We start from the raw sequence: 23,104 nt of genomic DNA, 5'->3' as shown, positions 1-23,104 counted from the left end.
AATCTTGCTATTTTTGCTAAAGCTTTTTTCAAAATTTCCGATAAGAATGCATGTTCTGACCTGATAGTCTGTCGGGGAAATAGCTGAATTATTTGATTCTGGGGAGGAATGTGAAAATTCACTATCTGAAAGTGTTGGGATCTGCGTTATCAGTTGCAGCTTTTGCTTACCATATTTACGCATTGTCAATCTATTATCATTACCTTAATGGAATGCAAGTTGCGAGGTCAGTGACTTACCTGACCCTGTCAGTGCTGGCTTTTTATTTTATTTTCGTCAGTAAGCAAAGTTCGGTGAGAAAGTTGCTTTCAGGGTATTATTTTTCAATTAAAAACATCTTTGTGTTTGACGGGAGTCTGGCAAAAATATCTTTACCTGGGTTCACAGCATGTACGATCCTGCATTACTGTCTGAGTGTGATTATTTTCCATCTGTTGGATTATGTTTTTTTCAATGTCATCATTAAATTCCCAGCGGTCATGGATAGAATGAATGTCAATTTTATTATTGGCCTGAATTATTATGCTGAATGGATTTTGTTGGTGGTTTTCTTTTCCCCAATTCTGATTTTTATCTGTAAAAATACTATTGTCAGGCTTAAGGGTACAGGCCGGTAAAATATACAGGTTCAGTCTGTTACTGTTTATTCGATTGCGTTAAGGAGGCGTGATGATTAATAAGAAAAAGGCCGGGAAAGTGGTAAAGTGGGTGTTGGCTTTAGTTTTCACCACCATTGCGGGATTATTTCTCACTGATAAGTATAATGATTATGTCCACGATACGGAGGTTGTGCTGAGCTATGGCGGGCATGCGCTGGATGAAGATAAGCCGGTAGACATCTATGTGGCGGCGGGTTCAGCGGTCACTGAGCGTGATACGTTGCTCGTGCCGGTGAATTTTTCTGTGATGAATCCGGGCGACAAACCGTTATCGGATATCCGGATAACGTCTCATTATAATGATAAGGCTCTTTGCCCACCTGAATCTATTTTAAATTTTGTCAGTATGCGCGGAAACCTTATTAAGGGAGATGTGGTTTTTGAACCGCGTTACTACAATGATGGCTGTGAAATGGCATTTGCATTGAAAGCATTAAATCCGGAGAAGGAGATGTCTTTGTCAGGTGCTTTAGTGGCAAAACATGTCAGGCCTGAACACCCTTACCTCGGGGAATTACCTTATACCGGTGAAATTACGGTTGATGTAGAAGCCAGCGGTACTAAACGGAAAAGCTATCACTTAAAATTCCATCTTGTTTCCCGAACTGACGGAAATGGTCTGCTTTCATGGTATTTAAATGAGTATACGAAAGAGAAGGCCATCCGCGAAAGGCCTGATTATTCCTATGTTCAATATCTCTGGAAGGTTATTTTTGGCCGCAGCATGACATCCATACTGGTCGCGCCTGCTTATGCCTCTTTAACGCAGGGGAATACCACCGTCTGGTTGCCGAAAGATAATCACCTGGATGCCAAAATTGCAGCTTACAGCCCGTATAGCTGGTCATTGCTCTAGCCGTTATTTGCGGTCTGCAAATACAGGTGGGGGATTTTTCTAAAAATCCTCATGGAACATCGCCACCTCCTTAACCGGGGAGGTGGCTGATGCCATTTATCTTACCGTGTCGGATGATTCACTTCGACCGGACGCAGGTCAAACAGCAACACTTCTGCCTGCTCGCCATCGGTAAAGGTGAGTTTATCTTCCTGGCGGATACGTGCGCCGTCACCGGTTCTGAACTCAATACCGTTCACTTTGATATTACCGCGTGCTACGTGGATGTAGGCATAGCGGTCGGCATCAAGCGTAAACGTGGCCTGTTCTGCGCCATCAAATAAACCGGCATAAATTTTCATGTCCTGACGAACGGTCAGTGAGCCTTCCGTACCCTGTGGCGAAACAATCAGGCGGAACTGTCCGCGTTTATCCGCCTCTGCGACGGACACCTGCTGGTAGACCGGTTTGGTGCCCGTTTCAGATGGCACAATCCAGATTTGCAGGAAGTGCACGTTTTCGTCGCCGGAGTGGTTGAACTCACTGTGCGTTACGCCGGAACCTGCGCTCATCAGCTGAACGTCGCCCGGTACGATGACTGAACCCGTGCCCATCGAATCTTTGTGTTCGAGTGCGCCTTCCAGCACATAGGAGATGATTTCCATATTGCTGTGAGGGTGCGCCCCGAAACCGCGACCCGGTGCCACCTGGTCATCGTTGATCACCAGCAGGTCTGAGAAGCCGACCTGTTTTGGATCCCAGTAGTTAGCGAAAGAGAAGGTGTGACGGGAATGTAACCAGCCGTGGTCACCTAAGCCGCGTTGTTCAGAGAGACGTTGTTCGATCATGGTGTACTCCTCAGTGTGTCAGGGGGGAAGTGCGTTTGCGCTTCCGATGAACAGAGAATACACGTAAACTAAATGGCTCAACAATGAGGTGGAATGACTATCACTGTCACGTTTTAGTTGACAATAATCGCGGTGCAAAACAGAGGCGTGAGTGGGATGCAAATAGAAGATCTGCGTATTTTCGTTGCGGTGGTAAAGGCAGGGAACTTCACTGCGGCGGCTGAACAGTTGCTGCTGTCAAAGCAGTATGTCAGCCGCCGGATGGCGGCGCTCGAGGCCGGATTAAACGCGCGCCTGCTTAACCGCAATACCCGCAAACTGTCGGTGACCGAATCCGGGCAACTCTTTGCGCAGCACGCACAGCGGATCCTCGATGATATTGAAGAAGCGCAGCGGGCGGTATCGCCTAAACGCCAGACGCTGCAAGGGTCGTACCGCATCAGTATTCCGATGTCGTTTGGGATCAGCCATCTCTCGCCTTTAATTGCCGAGTTTCTCGGCCAGCATCCGGCTATTCAGTTTCAGATCGAGCTGGTTGACCGGTATGTGGATCTGGTGGGTGAAGGGTTTGATATTGCGCTGCGTATCGGCAATCTGGCGGATTCTTCACTGGTGGCGCGCCGCCTCGGTGAGCTGAAACGCGTGATTTGCTGTAGCCCGGCTTATCTGCAACGTATGGGAACCCCCGAAACGCCCGACGATTTGCTGCATCACCACTGCCTGCGCTATGGCCGTGAAGGGCAGACCGGGTGGGAACTGGAGCATAACGGCAGGCGCAGGCTGTTTGACGTGCGCGGCCCGATTGTGAGCAACAACGGAGAAGTCCTGCGTGATGCGGCGGTTGCCGGCCTGGGGCTGGTTTTGTTGCCGGAGTTTATTGTCGGCCCGGCGTTGCAGTATGGCGCTCTGGTTCGTGTGCTGGATGCATTCCATCCCGGTTCGCTGAGCCTGCATGCCATCTACCCGCAGCACCGCCAGCGCAGCGAAGTGACCCGCGTTTTTCTGGATTTTTTACAAGACAGGCTGAAGGCGCAGTTGCTGGTGTCTGCACCGGAAAATACGCCGCGTCCGGAGTGAATCTGCTTCACGCTTTTTTGCGGATCACACGTAAATCCAGTTTTTTGTAGGATTTGCATCGTTTTTTCCTATAAAAATTCCCGTACTTTCATGTTACGGAAACGTTAACTGAAGAGGTCGGAAATGAATAATTCATCTGAGTCATATCTTGCAGCACTGGGCGCAACACAACCGCTGTCACCGGCGCAGGCTGATGAGCTGGAAACCCGGGGTTACATTATTATTCATGATGTTATCGATAAAGACTGGCTTGAAGACATGCGCGCCACGTTTGATTTTCTGGTGGAAAAAGAGGGCGATAACCTTGCCGTTGAGCACCATCAGGAGGCGACCGCCACCCGTATCGCTAACATGATCAACAAAGGAACGGTCTGGGAAAAAGCGTGGTCGCATCCGCTGATCCTCTCTGTCTGCCACCATATTTTTCAGGGCGCATTTAAAGTTTCGAGCTTAAATGGCCGTGAGGCGTTGCACCGTGGCGGGCATCAGCCACTGCATGCTGACTGGAAAAAGCCGCGTCCGGATTTCCCGAAAGTGCATCTGGTCAACGCTATCTTAGCGGTTGACGATCTCAGTGCCGCAAACGGCGCGCCGCGAATCATCCCCGGTACTCATCACCGGCCTGAACTGCCGGAGGATGTGCTGGCGGATGTCGGATTACCGCATCCTGATGAGGTGATTTTTGAGGCACCGGCAGGCAGTGTGATGATTTATAACGCTCATGCCTGGCATGGCGGGACAAATAATCATGCCGGCACGCGTCGCCGGGTGTTACACAGCTTATATATTGATCGCGAAGATGCGCAGCAGCAGGATCAGCGTAAATGGCTGAAACCGGAAACGGCTAACCGCCTGACACCTGCGCAGAAATGGCTGCTTGATGTTCTCTGAACCCCGTTTACCGCCAAAAGCCTGAACCGACGTTCAGGCTTTTTTATGCAAATGCGTTGAGCACGGTCACAGTCTGCGGTTTCTCCGTAACCCCTAACTTGTTACGGATATGTTATTCTGAAAAGAAATCACAGAGAAACCGTTATGCTGCCTGATGTCATAGAAACCCTTTTCCGGTCGGTTTCCGGCAGCGATGCTCTGGCTGTCCGGTTTCCTGATAATTCCCAGCCTCCCCCTGAACTGGCTTGCGTGGTCAGCTTTGCGCGCCTTGAATTTGTCGTGGAAGGTGAGGTACATGACCGGAGTATTTCTGCCAGTAAGGGGCTGCTGCGTCAGGGGGATGCCTTTTATATCCCCGGCGGGAAATGGAACCTGACCGTCTGGCAGCAACCCGCGATATTGCTCAGTATTCTGTTCAGCAAAGAAAAACTGGGGTTCAGCCTGCAGTTCTGGGACGGCGACAAATTTACCGGAACAGACAAGCAGAGCGTGTCACGCCTTGGCCCGCGGGTAGGGTCGTTCCTCCTTCAGGCCATGAATGAAATTGTGTCGAACCCGGAAGATCAGCAGACCGCGCGTTGCATCGTGGCGGGGCTGCTGAGCCACTGTCAGGAGCAACTGGCCAACCGGGCACAGGTGCTGACCCGCAGCGGTGCACTGTTTGAGATGATCAAACAGTACATTGAAGAGAATGCTTCACTCTCCCTGACGCGTGAAAATGTCGCGAAGCGGTTTCATATCACCCCGAATTACCTTTCACATCTGTTTCGCAAATCCGGCGATACCGGTTTCAGCGAATATTTAAATCATGTCCGTCTGGAAAGGGCGAAACTGCTGCTTAAAGGCTATGAGCTGAAAATCAAAGAAGTGGCGACCAGCTGTGGCTTTGTGGACAGTAACTACTTTTGTCGCGTGTTTCGCAAAAGTACCGCGCGTTCCCCCTCGGAGTACCGCAGTCAGTGGCTGAGTCAGTTGCCTGAGCGAAAAGCCTGACCGGCGTATCTGGCAGGATCAGGCAAGAAATAAAGAGAACTGTGGCTTGTTCCGGCGGCGGTAAATTCTATAGTAACCAGGTCATTAACGACTCAGGAGTTTACTGATGAAAACTGTTGGATTTGCGGCCTACGATCCTAAAAAACCGCTTGCCCCGTACGCCTTCGAGCGCCGTGGCCTGCGTGACAACGATGTGGCAATGGAAATTCTGTATTGCGGCGTTTGCCATTCCGATTTGCACACGGCAAGAAATGACTGGGGCTGGAGCTACTATCCGATTGTTCCGGGTCACGAAATTGTCGGGCGCGTCACGCAGACCGGGAGCCAGGTAACACGTTACAAAGTCGGTGATCATGTGGCTGTCGGTTGTATGGTGGACAGTTGTCAGGAATGCGATCAGTGTAAAAAAGGTGAGGAACAGCTGTGCCGTGAAGGCAACACCGGAACTTACGCGGGCTATGATCGTTTTACCAAAGAGCCCACGCAGGGGGGATATTCCAAGCATTTAGTGGTGCGTGAAGAATTCTGTTTGCGTATGCCGGAAGGTTTGGATCTCTCCAAAGCAGCGCCACTGCTGTGTGCGGGTATCACAACCTGGTCACCGCTGAAAACCTGGAATGTCGGCGCGGGCAGCCGCGTCGGGGTGATTGGACTCGGTGGGCTGGGGCATATGGCCGTTAAACTGGCGGTGGGGTTGGGTGCGGATGTGACCGTGCTGAGCCGTTCAAATGCCAAAGAGGCGGATGCACTGGAACTGGGCGCGAACCGTCTTCTGGTCAGCGCTGACGGCGATGCGATGGCACAGGCACACGATCATTTTGATTTGATCATCGATACCGTTCCGGTTAAACACGACATCACGCCGTACATGTCTTTGCTGGATGTGGATGGCACGCTGGTGCTGGTCGGGCAGGTCGGGCCGATGGAAGAGTTTAATACCGTGCCGCTGCTGCTGGGCCGTCGTCGCGTGGCCGGTTCGCCAATCGGTGGGATCCGCGAGACGCAGGAAATGCTCGATTTTTGTGCTGAAAAGAACATTCTTCCGGATTGCGAGATGATCCGTATGGATGAAATCAACGAAGCTTTCGAGCGTATGGAAAAGGCTGACGTCCGCTACCGTTTTGTCATTGATATGGCATCACTGGAAGCCCCGGCCGCTGTATAACACGCGTTATTAATGATAAAAATGGTCAGGATTTCTGGCCATTTTTTTATTGCTAACCCGGAGTGCAGATCATGTCTGTGCAGGCACCTTCATTTCTTGCTGTTATTTCGAATGCTACCGACGGAACGCTTTATTCTTACCTGATTCAGGATGGCTCCCTTTCGCTTTACCGTCATCAGGCTGCCGGCGATAAAGCCATGCCGATGGCGCTGTCACCGGATAAAACAACGTTGTTTATCCACACGCGCGGTGAGCCACCGGCGTTCATCCACTATTCACTTTTTCAACAGCCTGATTATCTGCGCGATGAGAGGTGTACGCGTATCGCGGATAATCTGGTCCATCTGAGCATTTCACCGGACGGGCGTTATCTTTATGGTGTCTCCTATGCTACCAGCCAGTTGCGGGTGTATGACTTTACCGCGCTGAAACAGGGGCATCTCCGGCTTATTCAGACCCTGGAGGACATCCCTCATGCACACTGCGCGGCGGTCTCCCCGGATGGCCAGTTTATTTATGTGACCTCACTGTCTACCGGCAGGGTTGAGATTTTCCGCTGGCAGGGCCAGACGCTGGTTGCGCAAGGCGGTATCACGATCGCCCCCGGTTTCGGGCCTCGACACCTTTGCTTTAACCGGCAGGGCGACCGGCTGTATGTGATCAGTGAGTTCACCGGTGCCGTCGCGGCATTTCACCGCTGCGCACAAACGGGTGAACTGACGTGCGATACGGTGTCCGCGCGCCCGCAGGCGCTGGCCCATCTGAAAGACGGGTTTCCCCGTCCCAATGCCACGGCGGCGGTTCAGCCTGACCCGCAATTGCTCAAAGAACTTTGCTGGGCGTCTGAAATTCAGGTCACACCCGATGAACGGTTTGTGTATATCGCTGAAAGAACTTCCGGGCAGATCCTGATTTATCACCGGAATTCAGAGGGCGCGCTGGAGTGCTGCGCACAGACAGATACGGAGAAACAGCCACGTAGTATTCAGCTCACGCCCGACGGGCAGTATTTGCTGAGCTGCGGGGAGAAATCCCGCACAGTTTCGCTGTATCGCGTCTGTACACAAACCGGTGAGCTCACGCTGCTGGGGCAATGTGCGGGAGGAGAAGGGGCTAACTGTATCGTGATAACAGAAATCGCAGGCTGAAAGGGATAAAACCGGCCCCTTTAAGGGGCCAGTGTCTGAAATGCGGCGCTGAAGAAGTCTTCACCGCCGAAATTGCCTGATTTTAAGGCCAGCGCCATAGGTTGTGCGCGACGCGTTGCCAGCAGGGCCGGAACGCCGGTGCTGATTTCTGCCCCGATCACGACGGAATCGAGCATCAGCCCTTTCACCACGGCACCGGATGTTTCACCGCCGCCGACGACCAGGCGTTTTACCCCGGCATCCGCCAGAGATACCGCCAGTCTGGCAAAGAAATCTTCAATGACGTGCGCCACTTTTTCCCGGCCATATTTATCCTGTAACGCGGTGACGCGTGATACTTCGCCGGACGTGGTGATCAGGGGGGCGCGGTGCTGGTTTTCGCCGATAAACGCCAGTAACGGAGTCAGGGAAACGGTGCCCTGTATCAGCTCTTCTGCATCAATCTGCATGACCGCGTGAGACCTGGCGTGCCAGGCAATCTGGCGCAATGTCATTCGCGAACAACTGCCAACCAGAATGGCCCCGGGACCCGTCACGCCGATATTTTCCGGTACGGAACCCTGTGCTTCGCCACGGGCGATAAAGTTATGCGGCAAACCCTGAGCAATCGCCGAACCGCCGGTCAACAGCCGTGCGTTGTCGCAGGCGGCACCGAGAGTAATTAAATCTGCATTAGTGATGGCATCAGCGACCACCAGGCAATTCCCCGCCTGCGCCTGCGAGGCCAGGGCTTCCCGCAGCACAGCGCTGCCGCGCTGAACCTGCTGCCAGGCGACAAAACCCTGAGGGGACTGAGATTGCGCCGCCAGTACTCGCCGGATATCCGGATCGGTCATCGGCGTCAGCGGGTGGTTTTCCATCCCGGATTCATTGAGCGGATGTTCGCCGACAAACAGATGCCCCTGAAACAGGGTACGGCCCATATCCGGAAACGCCGGGCAGACGACAACGCCCGACGCGCCAAGCTTTTGCGCTAATGCTTCGGCCACCGGGCCGATATTGCCCGCAGGTGTTGAATCAAACGTTGAGCAATATTTGAAAACAATCTGCTGGCAGCCTTGTTGCAGCAGCCATTCGCATGCCGCGAGAGACTGTGCAACGGCCTCTTCAGCGGGGAGTGAACGGCTTTTCAGGGCAATCACGCCAGCGGCAATGTGTGGCACGGCGGGAACAGAAGGGATCCCCATATAAAGTGCGGTTTTCAGGCCACCTTCGTCCGCCAGGCCTTTCGCCAGCGTCACACCAATATCACTGGCACCTGTGAAATCATCGGCGATGATACCTATCAGCATGTCGTGTTTCCTTCAGTTTGCATCACGCGCTTTTTCATCTCGGTGACGGCAGCCTGCGGCGCGGCCAGTACGGGCACATCAGTGACGGCCTGAACATCTTTCAGCGCGCGGGAGGTGGAGAAATGAGCCAGCATAATGGCATCACATTCTGTCAGTTGCCGGGCGTATTGCGCCACAAGCTGATTATGAGCGCTGTCGTTGCCTGCGCGCAGTTGATCGATTGCGCCTTCGGCACAAACGGTGGTCAGCGAAACCGTTTTATTCAGCCTTGCAGCCATGTCATAAAACTCTTTCTCCATCCCGGCGATTGCCGGGCGGAAAGTGGCCACCATGCCGACGCGGTTGCCTGCGGCAATAGCGCTGGCAAACATGGCTTCGTTCGGTTTAAGCACGGGAATATCCAGCTTGTCGGCCAGTTTTTCCAATGCTTCACCAAAAGCGGAGCAGGTGGCGAGAATGCCATCCACACCCATATCACGGGCATATTCGCCAAAACGGATAAAACGTGCGGTCAGGGCTTCGGTTAACTCTTTATCTTTCGCGCGCTCCAGGGATAAGCCGTCATCCAGCAAGTTAACCGGTGTGGCATCCGGCCACAGCTCAGCCATGGCATCACTGATGGGCTGCATCGCCACCGGCGTTGCGTGCAACAATACAATCGTTTTAGACATGTTGTTCTCCCGTGCTCCGCTGGTATCAGAAGCGGCAATCGAGCCCGAAGCGGGCGTAGGCTTCTTTTGAAGCCTGTGACGTCACAATCTCAATCAGCGCAGCGCCTTTCTGTTTTTGCTGTGACTGGCTGTAAAGCCCGATAGTAAAGGACGTGACTTTTTGCAGTTCTTCCGGCAGACGACCGACGATTTCAATGCCGGAGACCACCAGCAGTTCGCTGATTTGCTGAACGGCCAGGCTGGCTTCGCCGGTGATGAGTTTTTCAGCCGTGAAGCCTTCCGGGATCGGGCAGGCTTTGGCATCCACTTCCGCTTCGATCCCCAGGCGGCCCAGCACCGTTTTGAAGTGGATCCCGCTGGCTCCGCCAATGGAATAACAAACAGAGCGGGTGTCGAGCAGGGTCTGCGTCAGTGCCTGCGGCGTTGAAACATCAGGTTTCGCTTCGCCCTGTTTTACCGCAAAGCCGATGCGTGACACGATAAGCTTTTTGCAACTTTCCGCATCGACGACGCCTTTGGCGACCAGCTCATCCATGGCCTGATCGGTCACGATAACCACATCACCGGTCAGCCCGTTTTCGATGTTCTTCATCAGTACGGTTGTCGGTGTCCAGGTGATATCAACCTCACCGTGGGCCTGGCGATAAATATCCATCAATGTGGCGTCAAAAGGGGAGCGGACAACCAGACCGCTTTGCAGCGTAAGTGCTTTTGAAGAAGCAGACATAAGAAACTCCTTTATTCGTGAATAAAATCGTTTATCAGTAAAATGTCTGGCGATTCACATCGCCAGCCAGATGGTGAGTGGCACCGTGACAACGGCCAGGATCGTGCTGAGCATAATGGCGAACGCTGCTTTTTCCGGATGGACATCCAGTGCAGAGGCCACCGCCGCGATGTTGGCCGCCAGCGGGTTACAGGCCAGCATGACCATCACCACATATTCATAGTGACTCAGATTAAACAAGCGGAAGATGGCGATGATGACCAGCGCATACAAACCCTGTTTCCAGAGAATGGAGGAGATAGCAAATTTCCAGTCAGGGATTAATTTGTCGAAACGCGCCAGTGACATCCCGATAATCATCATGCCGAGGGTTGAGTAACCGCCAACGAACCCGTCGACGCTGCTTTTAATGATGCCCGGCAGCTCAAAGTGGAAATATTTCAAAATCAGGGCAAGAATGGCCGCATGCAGCGTCGGCATTTTTAAAACCAAAATCAGGCTGTTCTTAATCGAATAACGGCCACGGGCGGTAATATAATAAGCGGCTGTGAATTCATAAATACTGGAGGCGACTTTAGCAAAAACCACAATACTGATGGCGGCTGCACCGTCAGGTGTTCCCCCCAGCAGGCCGATTGCCAAAGGTAATACAAAATACCCGACATTACCCTGGCCGCCCGCTGCGCCAAATAAATTGGCACGGTTATCTTTCCACAATAAACGCCCGGTCAGATACGCCAGAAACGCGGCGATACAGGAGACCACATAAAACACGACGGAATACATAGCATAGCCAATGTTTGCCGGAGAGTTTAGAATTAGCACGAAGCAGACAATCGGTGAAAAAATATAAATCAGCAGTTTCGCAATATCCTGCGAATTGACTTTGAATTTTCTTGTTGTATACCATCCCAGCATGGATACGGCGATCAAATAGGCCACCCGTGGCATGATGTCATATGCGGTCATGTTATTTACCTTATAGCCCGTGATATTTTGCGCCGCAGGGGTGCAGAAAATTTTTCCGCGACACGCATTATTCAGGGTTGCTGTGTTAGGGTTCGGATAAGATTATTATTATTACCAGCGGCAGCCAAATACGGCGCACAGTTCCTTTATCGCCTCATCGGGCAGCGGGCTGACCTTTCTTTCTGCTTTAAGCCATAATTTTGCCGTTTCTTCCAGCTCTTCCAGAATGAAACTGGCGTGAGAGACGGAGTCACCCCAGATGACCGGCCCAAGCCGTTCCAGCATCACGCCACGCACCTGATTAGCCAGCGTGGCAACGATGTCCGCGACTGCCTGAGCGCCGGGGCGGTGATAATTAATTAACGGAATTTTGCCGACTTTCATAATCTGATAAGGCGTAATCGGCGGTAAAATAGCCTCAGATGACCAGACGCCACACAGTGTCAGCAAGACCAGGTTGGTCGAATGCGTGTGAGTCACACAATGCGCCTGCGGGTTATTCTGATATATCCCCTGATGCAGTTTTAATGTTTTTGACGGCTTATCGCCATTCACCCATTCCCCCTGGTGATTCACTTTAGCAATTCTTTCAGGATCCAGGTTCCCCAGGCAGGCATCCGTTGGCGTAATTAACCAGCCGTCATCAAGACGGGCGCTGATATTACCGGAAGAACCGACCGTATAGCCTCTTTTAAACAGGGATTCCCCCGCAAAGCAAATCTCTTCGCGTATTTTATTTTCTGCTTTCATTATTTTCTCACTTTATAAAATATCGATAAATGTCACTTTGGGTGAGGTTAAATCGGATAAGGCCTGTTTACACTCTTTGGATATCGAATCTGTAATAATTTCATCGACCGTACTCAGCGGGCACACCGAATAAAATCCGTATTTACCGTATTTGCTGCTATCGGAAATTAAAATGCTGCGATTTGCGACTGAAATAACCGTCTGTTTAACTTCCGCCTTTCCTTCATAAGGGGTGGAAATACCGTGTTTTAAATCCCATGAACTGGTACTCAGAAATGCCAGATCAATGTTCAGGGCCTTAACAAAATTCGCCGCACTCAGCCCGACGCAGGAATAATTCCTTTTATCGACCCGGCCACCGACATGAAACAGATCAATGGCCGGATTATTCATTAATAACTGAGTAATCGAGAAATCATTGGTCACGACGGTGAGGCGGAAATTAGCCGGAATGCAACAGGCAATTTCAAACGTTGTGGTACCGGCATCCAGATAAATAATGGTGCCTTCGGTGATGCGGCGCATTGCGCACTGGCCAAGTTCTTTTTTAATTTTGTGGTTCAGGTAGGACTTTTCCTGCCACGGCAGTTCCTGATGCAAAAACTCACTCAAGCGGACGCCACCGTTAACGCGCAAAACTTTGCCTTCACGTTCCAGCTGAGAGGCGTCACGGCGAATGGTCATGTGCGAGACATTCATCAGGGTCGCCAGTTCATCGTAGTAGGCGACCTGATTTTCATGAATATGCCGGTAAATAAAATCCCGACGTTCGTTTGCACTCAGCACGCTGACCACCTGATAAATGACTGAACACGATATCTGTTCGATGTTTAACAGTTTAGGCATTTCAATTTCACATTAAAAGTTGTGAAATCACAGAAATAACGATGTGATTAAGCGGTGGGTTTTTTGTATCAATATTGATATTGAAGGGAAATATTTTATTTTCGCGTGTTTACTGTTTTCACATCTGATTGTGAAATATCAAAATCACGCCTGTTGTGAGGCAGAAAACCTGCTGACAGGCGTGATTTTGTTTCAGACCGGGGTGAGTAATGCCTTTCTTCTTCTGAGCGGCACGGTGATAAAAATCAGGCAGGCGACGACCAGCCCGATGCCGGCCCAGCCCATTGCAGGCAGGCGTTCTCCGACAATCAGCACCGCCAGAACCGCCGCGACGGCAGGTTCAAGCAGCGTGATGGTGGTCGCCATGCTGGCCGGAATACGCGCCAGCGCGTAACCGAAACACACGTAACCGGTAAACATCGGGATCAGCGCCATATAAGCGCCGACGGCGGCGTTATTCCAGGAAGCCAGCAAAGGCGCGCCGGTAACGAAAAGCACCGGCATCAGCAAAAGACCGCCAAGGCCGAACGTTGCGCCCATCGACACCCGCGAAGGAACGCCGCGCTGCATCAGCTGGCGCGCCGCCCACGCGTAAAGTGCGTAAGTCAGCCCGGCCAGCAGGCCGAGCGCCATGCCCGCCAGCGCGTGCGGTTGCTGGCCGGACAGGGCATGCGCGCTGCTTTGCGCCAGACATAACAGCACCATCCCCGCGACGCCAATGGCCGCGCCGGTCATCCAGCGCCGCGTCAGCCGCTGCCCCTCGAGATAATATTCAATCAGCGCAGAAAGCAGAGGAGCGGAACCGATGGAAATTACGGTCCCGACGGTCACGCCCGCAAGATGCATTGAGGCATAAAAAGCCAGCGGATAGATGCCCACGGACAGGCCACCGGTCAGCAGAATGCGCCAGTGTGAGCACAGCACCGCGCGGTGCCCGAGAATGCCGCGTGCGGCAATCGCCGCCTGCAACAGGCCACCGACCCCCATCGCCACCGCACCAATCGCCAGCGGGCTGACCTGCGGGGCGAACGTGGCCGCCGTACCCGTTGAGCCCCATAACACGGAGGCAAACACCACCGCCAGAATACCGAGTAACCGCTCTGCGGACGTGCTGATCATGGTGCCTCCATCATTTCTTCGGCCATCGCCATCGCCTGACGCACGCATTCGCCATTGCCTTCCAGCCCGGCGCGGGAAATCGCCCCCTCAAGCAGGAATGAAAAGTGCCGTGCCGTTCGCTGTGCTTTTGCTTCATTACCGGCGAACAGTTCCAGCAGATGAGCCGTCACAATCGATTCGATCTGCTCTTTGTGCCCGCGAACGGCCAGCCTTCCCGGTGCACCGGCAGGGAGTTCGGCGGCAGCATTCAGCAACCCGCAGCCACGGAATCCGTGCTCATAAGCAAATTCTGCGTGATCTTCATAGGCCAGAAATACGGCGAGCACTTTATCTTTCGGTGTGACGGCGTCCTTTACCCGGCGCGCATAAAGCCCAAGCCATTCATCGTGACGGAGGGTGATGTACGTCGCGACCAGCTCAGCTTTGGATTCAAAATTGTTGTAGAGGCTTTTCTTCGCCACACCGGCTCTTTTCACGATGGCATCAATACCCGTGGCGGCGATGCCGTCGTTATAAAACAGGACTCCCGCCGCGCCGAGCAGGCGGTCGCGGGCACTTTCCGGTGGCGTTTCAGGTTGTGACATAGGTGGTTCATCCTGGTTGAGCATTAAATAGGTATACCAGTCTACCTACTCAATGCTCAAAAAGAAAGATAACGGAAAGACCGGCAAGTGAGAACGCCAGGACATTACCCGTGCCTTTATCAGGGGAAAAGGACATAATTCAGCAAAAGCCGTGAAGAGACAGCGGGTTGACGTTGTCCGGCGCACCAGCATTGTCGTTAACTTTAGAAGGAATAAAACATGCTTCATGAGTGGCTGAATGCCCTGCACATTATTGCCGGGATATTGTGGATTGGCGGAATGCTGGCGATGGCGCTGGTTTCCATTACGTTTTCTAAAACAGCCGGAATGCAGGATAACGCGGGCAAAATCGCGTTACTCGACACCGTCCGTAAATGGAACCGCTGTGTGACCAGCCCGGCGATGATTGTGCTGTGGATTGCCGGGGTTGTGATGATAGTCAGCTATGGCAAATTCCCGCATGCCTGGCTGCTGATTAAAATTGTCGTGGTGTTCTTCCTCTCGGCGCTTCACGGTTTGCTCTCGGGTGATTTGCGTAAACGCGCCACCGGCCAGCCGGCAAAAGATTTTGCGTTATTGCGTAATGCTGCGGGGATCATTGCCATCTGCGTCATTATCATCGGGATATTGGCAGTTATCCGGCCTTTCTGAATCCTCTTAGCGGCACACTACAGTCCACGCTGCGGCGTGGATTTTTGTACCTGAACGGAAAGGCCGGTAAAATCACGCAGGAAATTTTGTAAGGTGACTAATAGTTTCGCATGTTTTGTTACACTCTTGAAAAGGGCGTAATCTTTCGGACAGTATAAAATGCTGTTTTAAAATACGCTGAGTTGTTGATTTTACGATGAAATGGTTAACAAAAAATGCTGTTTTGTTCTCAATCAAAACCTGTATTGCAGCATTTTTATCCTTATACATAGCGCTGGAACTGAATCTTGATAAACCCGCCTGGTCAATGGTTTCGGTTTATGTCATTTCTCAGCTCTATTCCGCATCGACGCTTTCTAAAGCCACGTATCGTTTTTTCGGCACTGTTCTCGGCGGCGTTTTCATTTTTCTGGTGTATCCCTTCACCGTTACCGATCCGGTTCTTTTCAGCCTCAGCGTGTCGCTGTGGGTGGCGTTTTGCCTGTATTTGTCTTTGCATGACCGCACACCGAAAAGCTATATCTTCATGCTGGCAGGTTACAGCGCGGCGATTATGGGGTTTGCCGATGTCGATACACCGATGTCGATTACCTATACGGTGATATCCCGCGTGGAAGAAATCACGGTCGCGATTGTGTGCAGCAGCCTGATACACATGCTGATTTTCCCGGTCCGTATGCGTAATCTGCTGGAAAACAGCGTCAGCAACTGGTACGAAAGTGCTAAAAAACTCTGCAACGAACTGCTGACCGCCACCCCGAAAGAAACGTCGCCGGAGCGCGAACACATTCTGGTGCAAATGGCGAATTACCCCATCAGCGTGGAAGCGCTGATCACGCACTGCGTTTTTGAAGGTGACTCCGCGCGCAGGTTAATTCGCCTGGTGACCGCGCAATATCAGCATCTGTCGTATCTGATCCCGACCCTGACGGCGATAGAAAAACGGCTGAGCCTGCTGGGTGAGCAGGGCATTGCGTTCCCGGATTTTGTCGGCGAAACGTTCAGCCAGTTTCTGCTGTGGCTGAACAGCCCGGAACAAAGCGGTCATGCGAAAGTGATTCAGGAGGATATCCGTGCGTCTCAGGAGAGAATCAAAGCGTGCTACGACCGCGGCGAAATGACGCCGGAAGAGGGGCTGTTGTTTATTGGTTTGCTGGAGCGTTTGCAGAATTTTATCCACATTGCGGAATCGTATTTCGGCGTGACCGAGCGCGTGAGTCAGTTCAGCAAAGAGAAAAAAAGCAGCAAACTCAAACTCATCAGAAAACATAAAGATGAAGGAATGATTTTGCTGTCAGCCTTCAGCGCCTTTGCTGCGACAATGATCGGCTGCCTGTTCTGGATTGGTACCGGCTGGCGCGACGGGGCTTCCGCACCGATGATGGCGGCGGTTATCTGCTCCTTCTTTGCCTCGCTCGACAGCCCGATTGCCTCAATCAAAGTTTTCCTGAAAGGTGTGCTGATAGCGATCCTTATCAGCATTGTTTACGCCGCTGTGTTTATCCCGCTGTCGGTGACGTTTGAATCGCTGATCATCTGCCTTGCCCCGGGTTTGCTGGCGCTGGGGCTGGTGATCGCCAATCCTTCAACCAATTTTATCGGCCTGATTATTGCCACGCAGATCCCCGGTTTTATCGGCATGAGCCATGACTTCAAGCCCGATCTGCTGGTTATCGTTAATGCGGCAATTTCCACGCTGGTGGGGATTGCGATTGCGCTGCTGACCACCGCGCTTATCCGCAATAAACGGCCTTCGTGGACGGCAAAACGCGCATTGCGTAAAGGCATTAAAGAACTGCTGCAGTTTACCAACGAGATAAAAATTAACGCATCGTCACTGCGCGGGCGTCAGCAATATGTCGCGAGCATGATCGATAAAGTGAATATTATTTTGCCACGTAATAAGGTGGATCCGATTTCAAATGTCGCGCTGGGCGGGAATTTGATTACGGAAATCTGGCTGGGAGTCAATTGTTATGATTTTTATGCCCGCCATCAGGCTATTTTAAAAAGCCATACGCTGGAAACGGACGCGCTGATGTTTGAAATTAATAAATACATCAAAATGCGGCTGAAAAATATCTATATCGCACCACCTGAATCGCTGCTTGAGGAATTAAATCGCGTGCTGATCCAGCTCGAAACGCTATGCCGTAATGACATGACGCTATTTAAACCGCTGTTCCATCTGTTCAACATCCGGATGGCGCTGTACCCGACGCAGCGCTGGCCGGAAGGACTTGCCGCCTGATACCGGCATCATCATAACGTAAAAAAACCACGCCTTGACGTGGTTTTTTTATAACCAGAATAACTTACTTTTTCTTATACACGTCAGCGGTGCCGTGGATTTTATTGTTGGTATTACCCGATGTTAATACAAAAACGTCGCCGCCTTTTTTATCCGCTTTCTTGGACAGATCTTCAATTGCGCCCGACTGCGACGTTTTATTCGAGGTGGTGACTGAACCGACTTTTGTATATTGAGAAGCGACTTTTTCAAAATCTGCTTTCTTCAAAAGTTGAGCAGAAAATGCGCTAAAGGAAAGGCCACCGGTTAAAGCCACTGCCAACAATGCGTGAGATATTTTCATTTTTGCCTCAGAAGTTTGAGTACCGGAAACCCGGCGGAATAAGTCGTCAATAATTATCCTGTTAAGCAATAAGCCGGTGCAAAAACAGCGGTTTATTACGTGGTTTAAGTAATAGACAAGGAATGTGATTATTACAAGCCGGAATGAATATTCTGTGAGACTTACCCGGGTGTGCTATGTGCCTGTGTTACCTGCCTGTTAATACCCCTACAAAAAATGTTTCATTGCTAATAGTTAACTTTGAACCCGATCACATTTATGGTTTTCAGCCGCCGCCACCGATTGTCAGACGCCAGAATCCCTCTGATAATGTTACCGATAACATGTTACCGGTAACATCCAATACCAGGAGCTAAGTCGTGAACACTCATCAAAACAATAATCGTATCTATATCTTCATGGGCGTGTCCGGCAGTGGAAAATCTGCCGTCGCAAACGCCGTAGCGCAGCAGCTTTCCGCCGGATTCCTTGACGGCGACTTTTTACATCCACGCAGCAATATTCTCAAAATGGCAGGCGGTGACGCGCTCAACGATGAAGATCGTGCGCCGTGGCTGGCTGCCCTGAACGATGCCGCATTTGCGATGCAGCGGACCCACAGCGTGTCGGTCATTGTCTGCTCGGCACTGAAAAAGCGTTACCGTGACCGCCTGCGGGCCGGGAACAGCAATCTGTCGTTCGTTTATATGAATGGCGAAATGCCCGTTATTGAAGCGCGTCTGGCCGCACGCAAAGGCCACTTTTTTAAACCTCAGATGCTGATTTCGCAGTTTGCCGCGCTCGAGCAGCCCGGTGCGGAAGAAAGCGATGTGATTACCATCAATATCAATCAGCCCCTCGACGACGTGATCGCAGAAACCCTGCAACACATCCACAGTTTTCAATCCCAGGAGCAATGCGCGTGAATACAATTACCTTAGCCGGAACCGCCTTTGGTTCGGTTTTATTGCTGCTGTTCCTGGTGATGAAAGTGCGTATGCACGCTTTCGTCGCGCTGATGCTGGTGTCGATCGCAGCCGGGATTTTTTCCGGCATGCCGATCGATACCATCGCTGACACCATGCAAAAAGGGATGGGCAGCACGCTGGGCTTTCTGGCGATTGTCGTCGCGCTGGGTGCCATGTTTGGCAAGATCCTGCATGAAGTCGGCGCGCTCGATCAAATTGCGGCCCATTTACTGAAACGATTCGGCAAGAATAAGGCCAACTATGCGCTGGGTATCGCCGGTCTGGTTTGTGCTTTGCCGTTGTTCTTTGATGTCGCCATTGTGTTGCTGATCGGCATTGTGTTTGCCGTCGCACGCCGCACTGACGGCAATATTGTCCGGCTGGCAATCCCGCTGTTTGCCGGTGTGGCCGCCGCCGCCTGCTTCCTGGTGCCCGGTCCGGTGCCGATGCTGCTGGCTTCGCAGATGCATGCTGATTTCGGCTGGATGATTGCCATCGGTCTGGTGGCCGCGATTGTCGGTATGCTGCTTGCGGGTCCGGTCTTCGGCAATTTCATCAGCAAACGCGTTAACTGGCCAATGCCGGTGGAAGAGAATGCGCCGACGCTGAATAAAGAGAATCTGCCGTCCTTTGGCTTTAGCCTGGCGCTGGTGCTTTGCCCGCTGGTGCTGGTTGGGATGAAAACCATCGGCGCGCGTTTCGTGACGCAGGGTTCGCATTTACAGCAATGGCTGGAATTCATCGGACATCCGTTCACCGCCATTCTGATTGCCTGCCTGATCGTGATTTACGGCCTGGCAAAACCACGCGGCATGACCAATGAGCAGACGCTGGCAATTTGCTCTGCAGCCGTACAACCCGCCGGGATCATCCTGCTGATGACCGGTGCGGGCGGGGTGTTTAAACAAATTCTGGTCGATTCCGGCGTTGGCCCGGCGATTGGTGATGCGCTGATTGGTACCGGTTTGCCGATAGCCGTTGCCTGTTTTGTGCTGGCCGCCGTCGTGCGCGTGATGCAGGGTTCGGCCACGGTGGCCTGCCTGACAACGGTCGGGCTGGTGATGCCGGTGACCCATCAGATGGGGCTGAACGGCGGCCAGCTTGCTGCGCTCGCCATCTGTATCACCGGCGGTTCCATCGTCCTCAGCCATGTTAACGACGCCGGTTTCTGGCTGTTTGGCAAATTCACCGGGGCCAGTGAGCTGCAAACGCTGAAAACCTGGACGCTGATGGAAACCATTCTGGGCACGACCGGTGGGATCATCGGCATGATTGCCTTCACGATGCTTTAAAAAGGGAGAACGATATGATTAACGAAACCTTATCCCGCGTCACGCAGCGCATTATCGAACGCTCTGCCGCAACCCGTGAAGCCTATCTGGTGCGTATGGAATCTGCCCGTTCGCAAACGGTGCACCGCGCGCAACTGGCCTGCGGCAATCTGGCACATGGCTTTGCGGCCTGTCAGCCGGATGAAAAAAATGCACTGAAAAATATGGTCCGCAGTGATATCGCCATTATCACTGCCTACAACGACATGCTTTCGGCCCACCAGCCTTACGAGCATTATCCGCAACGCCTGAAAGAATCGCTGAAAGCCGTGGGTGCCGTCGGGCAGGTCGCCGGTGGCGTACCGGCAATGTGTGACGGTGTCACGCAAGGGCAGGACGGCATGGAGCTGTCGCTGATGAGCCGTGATGTGATTGCAATGTCTGCTGCCATTGGCCTTTCCCACAATATGTTCGACGGCGCACTGTATCTGGGGATTTGCGACAAAATTGTGCCGGGATTAGTCATGGCGGCGCTGTCATTCGGGCACCTGCCTGCGGTCTTTATTCCTGCCGGGCCGATGAGCACCGGTTTACCGAACAAAGAAAAAGTCCGCATTCGCCAGCTGTATACCGAAGGTAAAGTGGATCGCCAGGCGCTGCTGGAAGCGGAAGCCGCGTCGTATCACGGCATCGGTACCTGTACGTTTTATGGCACGGCCAATACCAACCAGATGGTGATGGAAGTGATGGGGTTGCATCTGCCGGGTTCGTCATTCGTGCCGCCGGATTGCGCATTGCGCGATGCGCTGACCGATTCGGCGGCGCGTCAGGTAACACGTCTGACCGAAAACAGCGGTAACTATCAACCGCTCGGCCTGATGGTGAATGAAAAAACCGTGGTGAACGGGATTGTTTCACTGCTGGCGACCGGCGGCTCTACCAACCTGACCATGCATATGGTGGCCATGGCGCGTGCGGCGGGCATCATCATTAACTGGGATGATTTCTCTGAGCTTTCCGACGCCGTGCCGTTGTTGTGCCGTATTTATCCGAACGGCCCGGCGGATATTAACCAGTTTCAGGCCGCGGGTGGTGTGCAACTGGTGGTGCGTGAATTACTGAAAAATGGCCTGCTGCACCAGGACGTCAACACCGTGGCCGGTTTCGGCCTGGAACGTTATACGCAGGAACCGTGGCTGGATAACGGCAAACTGGCATGGCGGGAAGGTGCGGAAAGCTCGCTGGATACGAAAGTGATCGCCAGTATTTCCGCGCCGTTTGAGCATCATGGTGGCACCAAAGTGTTGTCCGGCAACCTGGGGCGTGCGGTGATGAAAACCTCTGCAGTACCGGCAGATAATCAGATCATTGAAGCGCCTGCGGTGGTATTTGAAAGCCAGCATGACATCGTTCCGGCTTTCGAGGCCGGTAAGCTTGACCGGGACTGCGTGGTCGTCGTGCGTTTTCAGGGGCCACAGGCCAATGGCATGCCGGAGTTACATAAACTGATGCCGCCTCTCGGCGTGCTGATGGATCGCGGTTTTAAGGTTGCGCTGGTCACCGACGGGCGTTTATCCGGCGCATCCGGCAAGGTGCCTTCTGCCATACATGTCACACCGGAAGCCTGTACCGGCGGCATGCTGGCGAAAGTGCGAAATGGCGACATCATTCGTGTGAATGGCCGTACCGGTGAGCTGGCGTTAATGGTGGACGACGCCGAACTGGCAAAACGCACGGCGTACCAGCCGGACCTGAGTGCTGAACATACCGGCTGTGGCCGTGAACTTTTCGGTGCGCTCCGCAGCCAGCTTTCCGGCGCGGAACAGGGCGCGTGCTGTATCAAATTTTAATGCCGATGTGATGACTGAAGAGAAAAGAAAATGAAAAACTGGAAAACAAGTGCAGAACAGATCCTGACAGCAGGGCCGGTGGTGCCGGTTATTGTCATCAATAAACTTGAACACGCCGTTCCACTGGCGAAAGCGCTGGTCGCCGGTGGTGTTCGCGTGCTGGAAGTGACGCTGCGAACCGCTTGCGCGCTGGAGGCTATCCGCGCTATCGCCAAAGAGGTACCTGAGGCGATCATCGGCGCGGGTACCGTACTGAACGCGCAGCAGCTGAAGGCGGTGACTGACGCTGGCGCGCAGTTTGCCATCAGTCCTGGCCTGACGGATGACCTGCTGAGCGCAGCGACTGCCGGGACTATTCCATTGATTCCGGGGATTTCTACGGTTTCAGAACTGATGCTGGGGATGGATCACGGGTTACGTGAGTTCAAGTTTTTCCCGGCGGAAGCGAACGGTGGTGTGAAAGCGTTACAGGCGATCGGCGGCCCGTTCCCGCAGGTACGTTTTTGCCCGACAGGCGGAATTTCACTGGCGAACTACCGCAACTATCTGGCGCTGAAGAGCGTGTTGTGCATCGGTGGCTCCTGGCTGGTGCCAGCCGATGCGCTGGAAAACGGCGATTATGCGCGTATTACCGATCTTGCCCGTGAAGCGGTGGCCGGGGCAACGGCGTAATCAATAATATCCCGCGGAGAAATATTCTCCGCGGGTATATCAGTATTTGTGACGTAATATAAAACGCCTTGTTTAAATTCTCCGTTTAAATCACACGTATTGCTAAAGCATTCCTGCCTTTATTAAAGACTCCTGCGGTAAATCTTTTTTTTGCAAAAGAAAGCGCTCTAACGTTTATCTCTGAATTCCGGGCTAACACTGCGTCAATTATTACGGGTCTATGCTGTCAATTATAAAGCAGAACCTCAAAATGCCCATTGTGCAATTGACCTGCTTTACGCAGGAGAAACCGAAAGTATTATGGCAGATGAAATATAAAGTGTGACCTGTATCACCCTCTGAAGGCCATATTGCGAGCCGGTAACGCTGTGTGATCACATTTTTAACCCGGTGTGAAAATGCAAATAAATTTGCTGAAATTCACCGCGTATTATTGTGCGTTCGCACAGTGTTAATTCGCTTTCCTCTTTTTTATACTGACCCCACTCTCTGAAGATAACCCTGGCGAACATTAATTGCGTCAACAATACGGGTGAGTTAAGGCG

23 protein-coding genes are annotated in these 23,104 nt (G+C 52.5%); 13 read left to right on the top strand and 10 right to left on the bottom strand.

Going from position 1 to position 23,104, the window contains the following annotated elements; translation table 11 throughout:
* The first annotated feature begins 110 nt into the window (after positions 1–110).
* Together CWS43_RS08800 and CWS43_RS08795 are read left to right on the top strand one after the other, a co-directional pair.
* A complete protein-coding gene (locus CWS43_RS08800) occupies positions 111–617 on the top strand; it encodes a hypothetical protein (RefSeq protein WP_101076568.1) in 507 nt (168 codons plus the stop codon).
* Positions 618–669: 52 nt separating this feature from the next.
* The gene (locus CWS43_RS08795; RefSeq protein WP_101076567.1) at positions 670–1,515 is read left to right on the top strand and encodes a hypothetical protein; all 846 of its coding nucleotides are present in this window, start codon (positions 670–672) and stop codon (positions 1,513–1,515) included.
* A 101-nt stretch (positions 1,516–1,616) separates the two neighbouring features.
* Here CWS43_RS08795 and CWS43_RS08790 read toward each other — a convergent pair whose 3' ends face one another.
* Positions 1,617–2,342 carry a pirin family protein gene (locus tag CWS43_RS08790; protein WP_101076566.1) on the bottom strand — a complete coding sequence of 242 codons (726 nt, stop codon included), beginning with the start codon at positions 2,340–2,342 and terminating at the stop codon, positions 1,617–1,619.
* 156 nt (positions 2,343–2,498) lie between these two features.
* On the opposite strand from CWS43_RS08790, the gene CWS43_RS08785 reads away from it, so the two are divergent.
* The 5 genes from CWS43_RS08785 (at position 2,499) to CWS43_RS08765 (ending at position 7,616) form a co-directional block, all read left to right on the top strand.
* Positions 2,499–3,419, top strand: coding sequence for a LysR family transcriptional regulator (locus CWS43_RS08785; RefSeq protein ID WP_101076565.1), 921 nt, complete (start codon positions 2,499–2,501; stop codon positions 3,417–3,419).
* Positions 3,420–3,542: 123 nt separating this feature from the next.
* Positions 3,543–4,310: a phytanoyl-CoA dioxygenase family protein gene (locus CWS43_RS08780; protein ID WP_101076564.1), complete on the top strand. Its 768-nt coding sequence runs from the start codon at positions 3,543–3,545 to the stop codon at positions 4,308–4,310.
* 144 nt (positions 4,311–4,454) lie between these two features.
* The gene (locus CWS43_RS08775) at positions 4,455–5,303 is read left to right on the top strand and encodes an AraC family transcriptional regulator (protein WP_101076563.1); all 849 of its coding nucleotides are present in this window, start codon (positions 4,455–4,457) and stop codon (positions 5,301–5,303) included.
* A gap of 106 nt (positions 5,304–5,409) precedes the next feature.
* On the top strand, positions 5,410–6,468 hold the full coding sequence (locus CWS43_RS08770; protein WP_101076562.1) for an NAD(P)-dependent alcohol dehydrogenase: 1,059 nt from the start codon (positions 5,410–5,412) through the stop codon (positions 6,466–6,468).
* Positions 6,469–6,539: 71 nt separating this feature from the next.
* Positions 6,540–7,616 carry a beta-propeller fold lactonase family protein gene (locus CWS43_RS08765; RefSeq protein ID WP_101076561.1) on the top strand — a complete coding sequence of 359 codons (1,077 nt, stop codon included), beginning with the start codon at positions 6,540–6,542 and terminating at the stop codon, positions 7,614–7,616.
* Positions 7,617–7,636: 20 nt separating this feature from the next.
* On the opposite strand, the gene otnK is transcribed toward CWS43_RS08765, so the two are convergent.
* The 8 genes from otnK to CWS43_RS08725 form a co-directional block, all read right to left on the bottom strand.
* Complete coding sequence (gene otnK, locus CWS43_RS08760) at positions 7,637–8,908, bottom strand: 3-oxo-tetronate kinase (RefSeq protein ID WP_101076560.1); 1,272 nt, start codon at positions 8,906–8,908, stop codon at positions 7,637–7,639.
* Complete coding sequence (locus CWS43_RS08755; RefSeq protein WP_101076559.1) at positions 8,902–9,579, bottom strand: aspartate/glutamate racemase family protein; 678 nt, start codon at positions 9,577–9,579, stop codon at positions 8,902–8,904. Before CWS43_RS08755 ends, otnK begins: the two co-directional genes overlap by 7 nt.
* 25 nt (positions 9,580–9,604) lie before the next feature.
* Positions 9,605–10,306, bottom strand: a complete 702-nt coding sequence (locus CWS43_RS08750) for a substrate-binding domain-containing protein (protein WP_101076558.1) — start codon at positions 10,304–10,306, stop codon at positions 9,605–9,607.
* Positions 10,307–10,360: 54 nt separating this feature from the next.
* Positions 10,361–11,275 carry an AEC family transporter gene (locus CWS43_RS08745; RefSeq protein WP_101076557.1) on the bottom strand — a complete coding sequence of 305 codons (915 nt, stop codon included), beginning with the start codon at positions 11,273–11,275 and terminating at the stop codon, positions 10,361–10,363.
* 111 nt (positions 11,276–11,386) lie between these two features.
* On the bottom strand, positions 11,387–12,025 hold the full coding sequence (locus CWS43_RS08740; protein ID WP_101076556.1) for an aldolase: 639 nt from the start codon (positions 12,023–12,025) through the stop codon (positions 11,387–11,389).
* 12 nt (positions 12,026–12,037) lie between these two features.
* Positions 12,038–12,871, bottom strand: coding sequence for a DeoR/GlpR family DNA-binding transcription regulator (locus CWS43_RS08735; RefSeq protein WP_232776818.1), 834 nt, complete (start codon positions 12,869–12,871; stop codon positions 12,038–12,040).
* Positions 12,872–13,063: 192 nt separating this feature from the next.
* The gene (locus CWS43_RS08730; protein ID WP_101076555.1) at positions 13,064–13,990 is read right to left on the bottom strand and encodes a DMT family transporter; all 927 of its coding nucleotides are present in this window, start codon (positions 13,988–13,990) and stop codon (positions 13,064–13,066) included.
* Positions 13,987–14,574 carry a TetR/AcrR family transcriptional regulator gene (locus CWS43_RS08725; RefSeq protein ID WP_101076554.1) on the bottom strand — a complete coding sequence of 196 codons (588 nt, stop codon included), beginning with the start codon at positions 14,572–14,574 and terminating at the stop codon, positions 13,987–13,989. Before CWS43_RS08725 ends, CWS43_RS08730 begins: the two co-directional genes overlap by 4 nt.
* Before the next feature lie 219 nt (positions 14,575–14,793).
* On the opposite strand from CWS43_RS08725, the gene CWS43_RS08720 reads away from it, so the two are divergent.
* Together CWS43_RS08720 and CWS43_RS08715 are read left to right on the top strand one after the other, a co-directional pair.
* Positions 14,794–15,225, top strand: coding sequence for a CopD family protein (locus tag CWS43_RS08720; RefSeq protein ID WP_101076553.1), 432 nt, complete (start codon positions 14,794–14,796; stop codon positions 15,223–15,225).
* 196 nt (positions 15,226–15,421) lie between these two features.
* A complete protein-coding gene (locus CWS43_RS08715; protein WP_101076552.1) occupies positions 15,422–17,476 on the top strand; it encodes an FUSC family protein in 2,055 nt (684 codons plus the stop codon).
* Between the two features lie 64 nt (positions 17,477–17,540).
* On the opposite strand, the gene yahO is transcribed toward CWS43_RS08715, so the two are convergent.
* A complete protein-coding gene (yahO, locus tag CWS43_RS08710) occupies positions 17,541–17,819 on the bottom strand; it encodes a DUF1471 family periplasmic protein YahO (protein WP_101076551.1) in 279 nt (92 codons plus the stop codon).
* A 359-nt stretch (positions 17,820–18,178) separates the two neighbouring features.
* On the opposite strand from yahO, the gene gntK reads away from it, so the two are divergent.
* From gntK to CWS43_RS08690, 4 genes are read left to right on the top strand one after another with little or no spacing between them, the layout of a single operon-like run.
* Positions 18,179–18,724, top strand: coding sequence for a gluconokinase (gene gntK, locus CWS43_RS08705; RefSeq protein WP_255414155.1), 546 nt, complete (start codon positions 18,179–18,181; stop codon positions 18,722–18,724).
* Positions 18,721–20,058, top strand: coding sequence for a gluconate transporter (gene gntU, locus CWS43_RS08700; protein WP_101076961.1), 1,338 nt, complete (start codon positions 18,721–18,723; stop codon positions 20,056–20,058). The genes gntK and gntU overlap by 4 nt, the downstream gene beginning before the upstream one ends.
* Before the next feature lie 14 nt (positions 20,059–20,072).
* Entirely contained in the window at positions 20,073–21,887 is a 1,815-nt protein-coding gene (gene edd / locus CWS43_RS08695; RefSeq protein WP_101076550.1) for a phosphogluconate dehydratase, read from the top strand.
* A gap of 30 nt (positions 21,888–21,917) precedes the next feature.
* Positions 21,918–22,559: a bifunctional 4-hydroxy-2-oxoglutarate aldolase/2-dehydro-3-deoxy-phosphogluconate aldolase gene (locus tag CWS43_RS08690; RefSeq protein ID WP_101076549.1), complete on the top strand. Its 642-nt coding sequence runs from the start codon at positions 21,918–21,920 to the stop codon at positions 22,557–22,559.
* Positions 22,560–23,104: the final 545 nt, after the last annotated feature.

The organism is Rahnella sp. AA (genome assembly GCF_002834385.1).
Lineage (GTDB): Bacteria > Pseudomonadota > Gammaproteobacteria > Enterobacterales > Enterobacteriaceae > Rahnella.
Note: the sequence above shows the minus strand (reverse complement) of the source record. Positions and strands in the feature narration are given on the sequence as shown.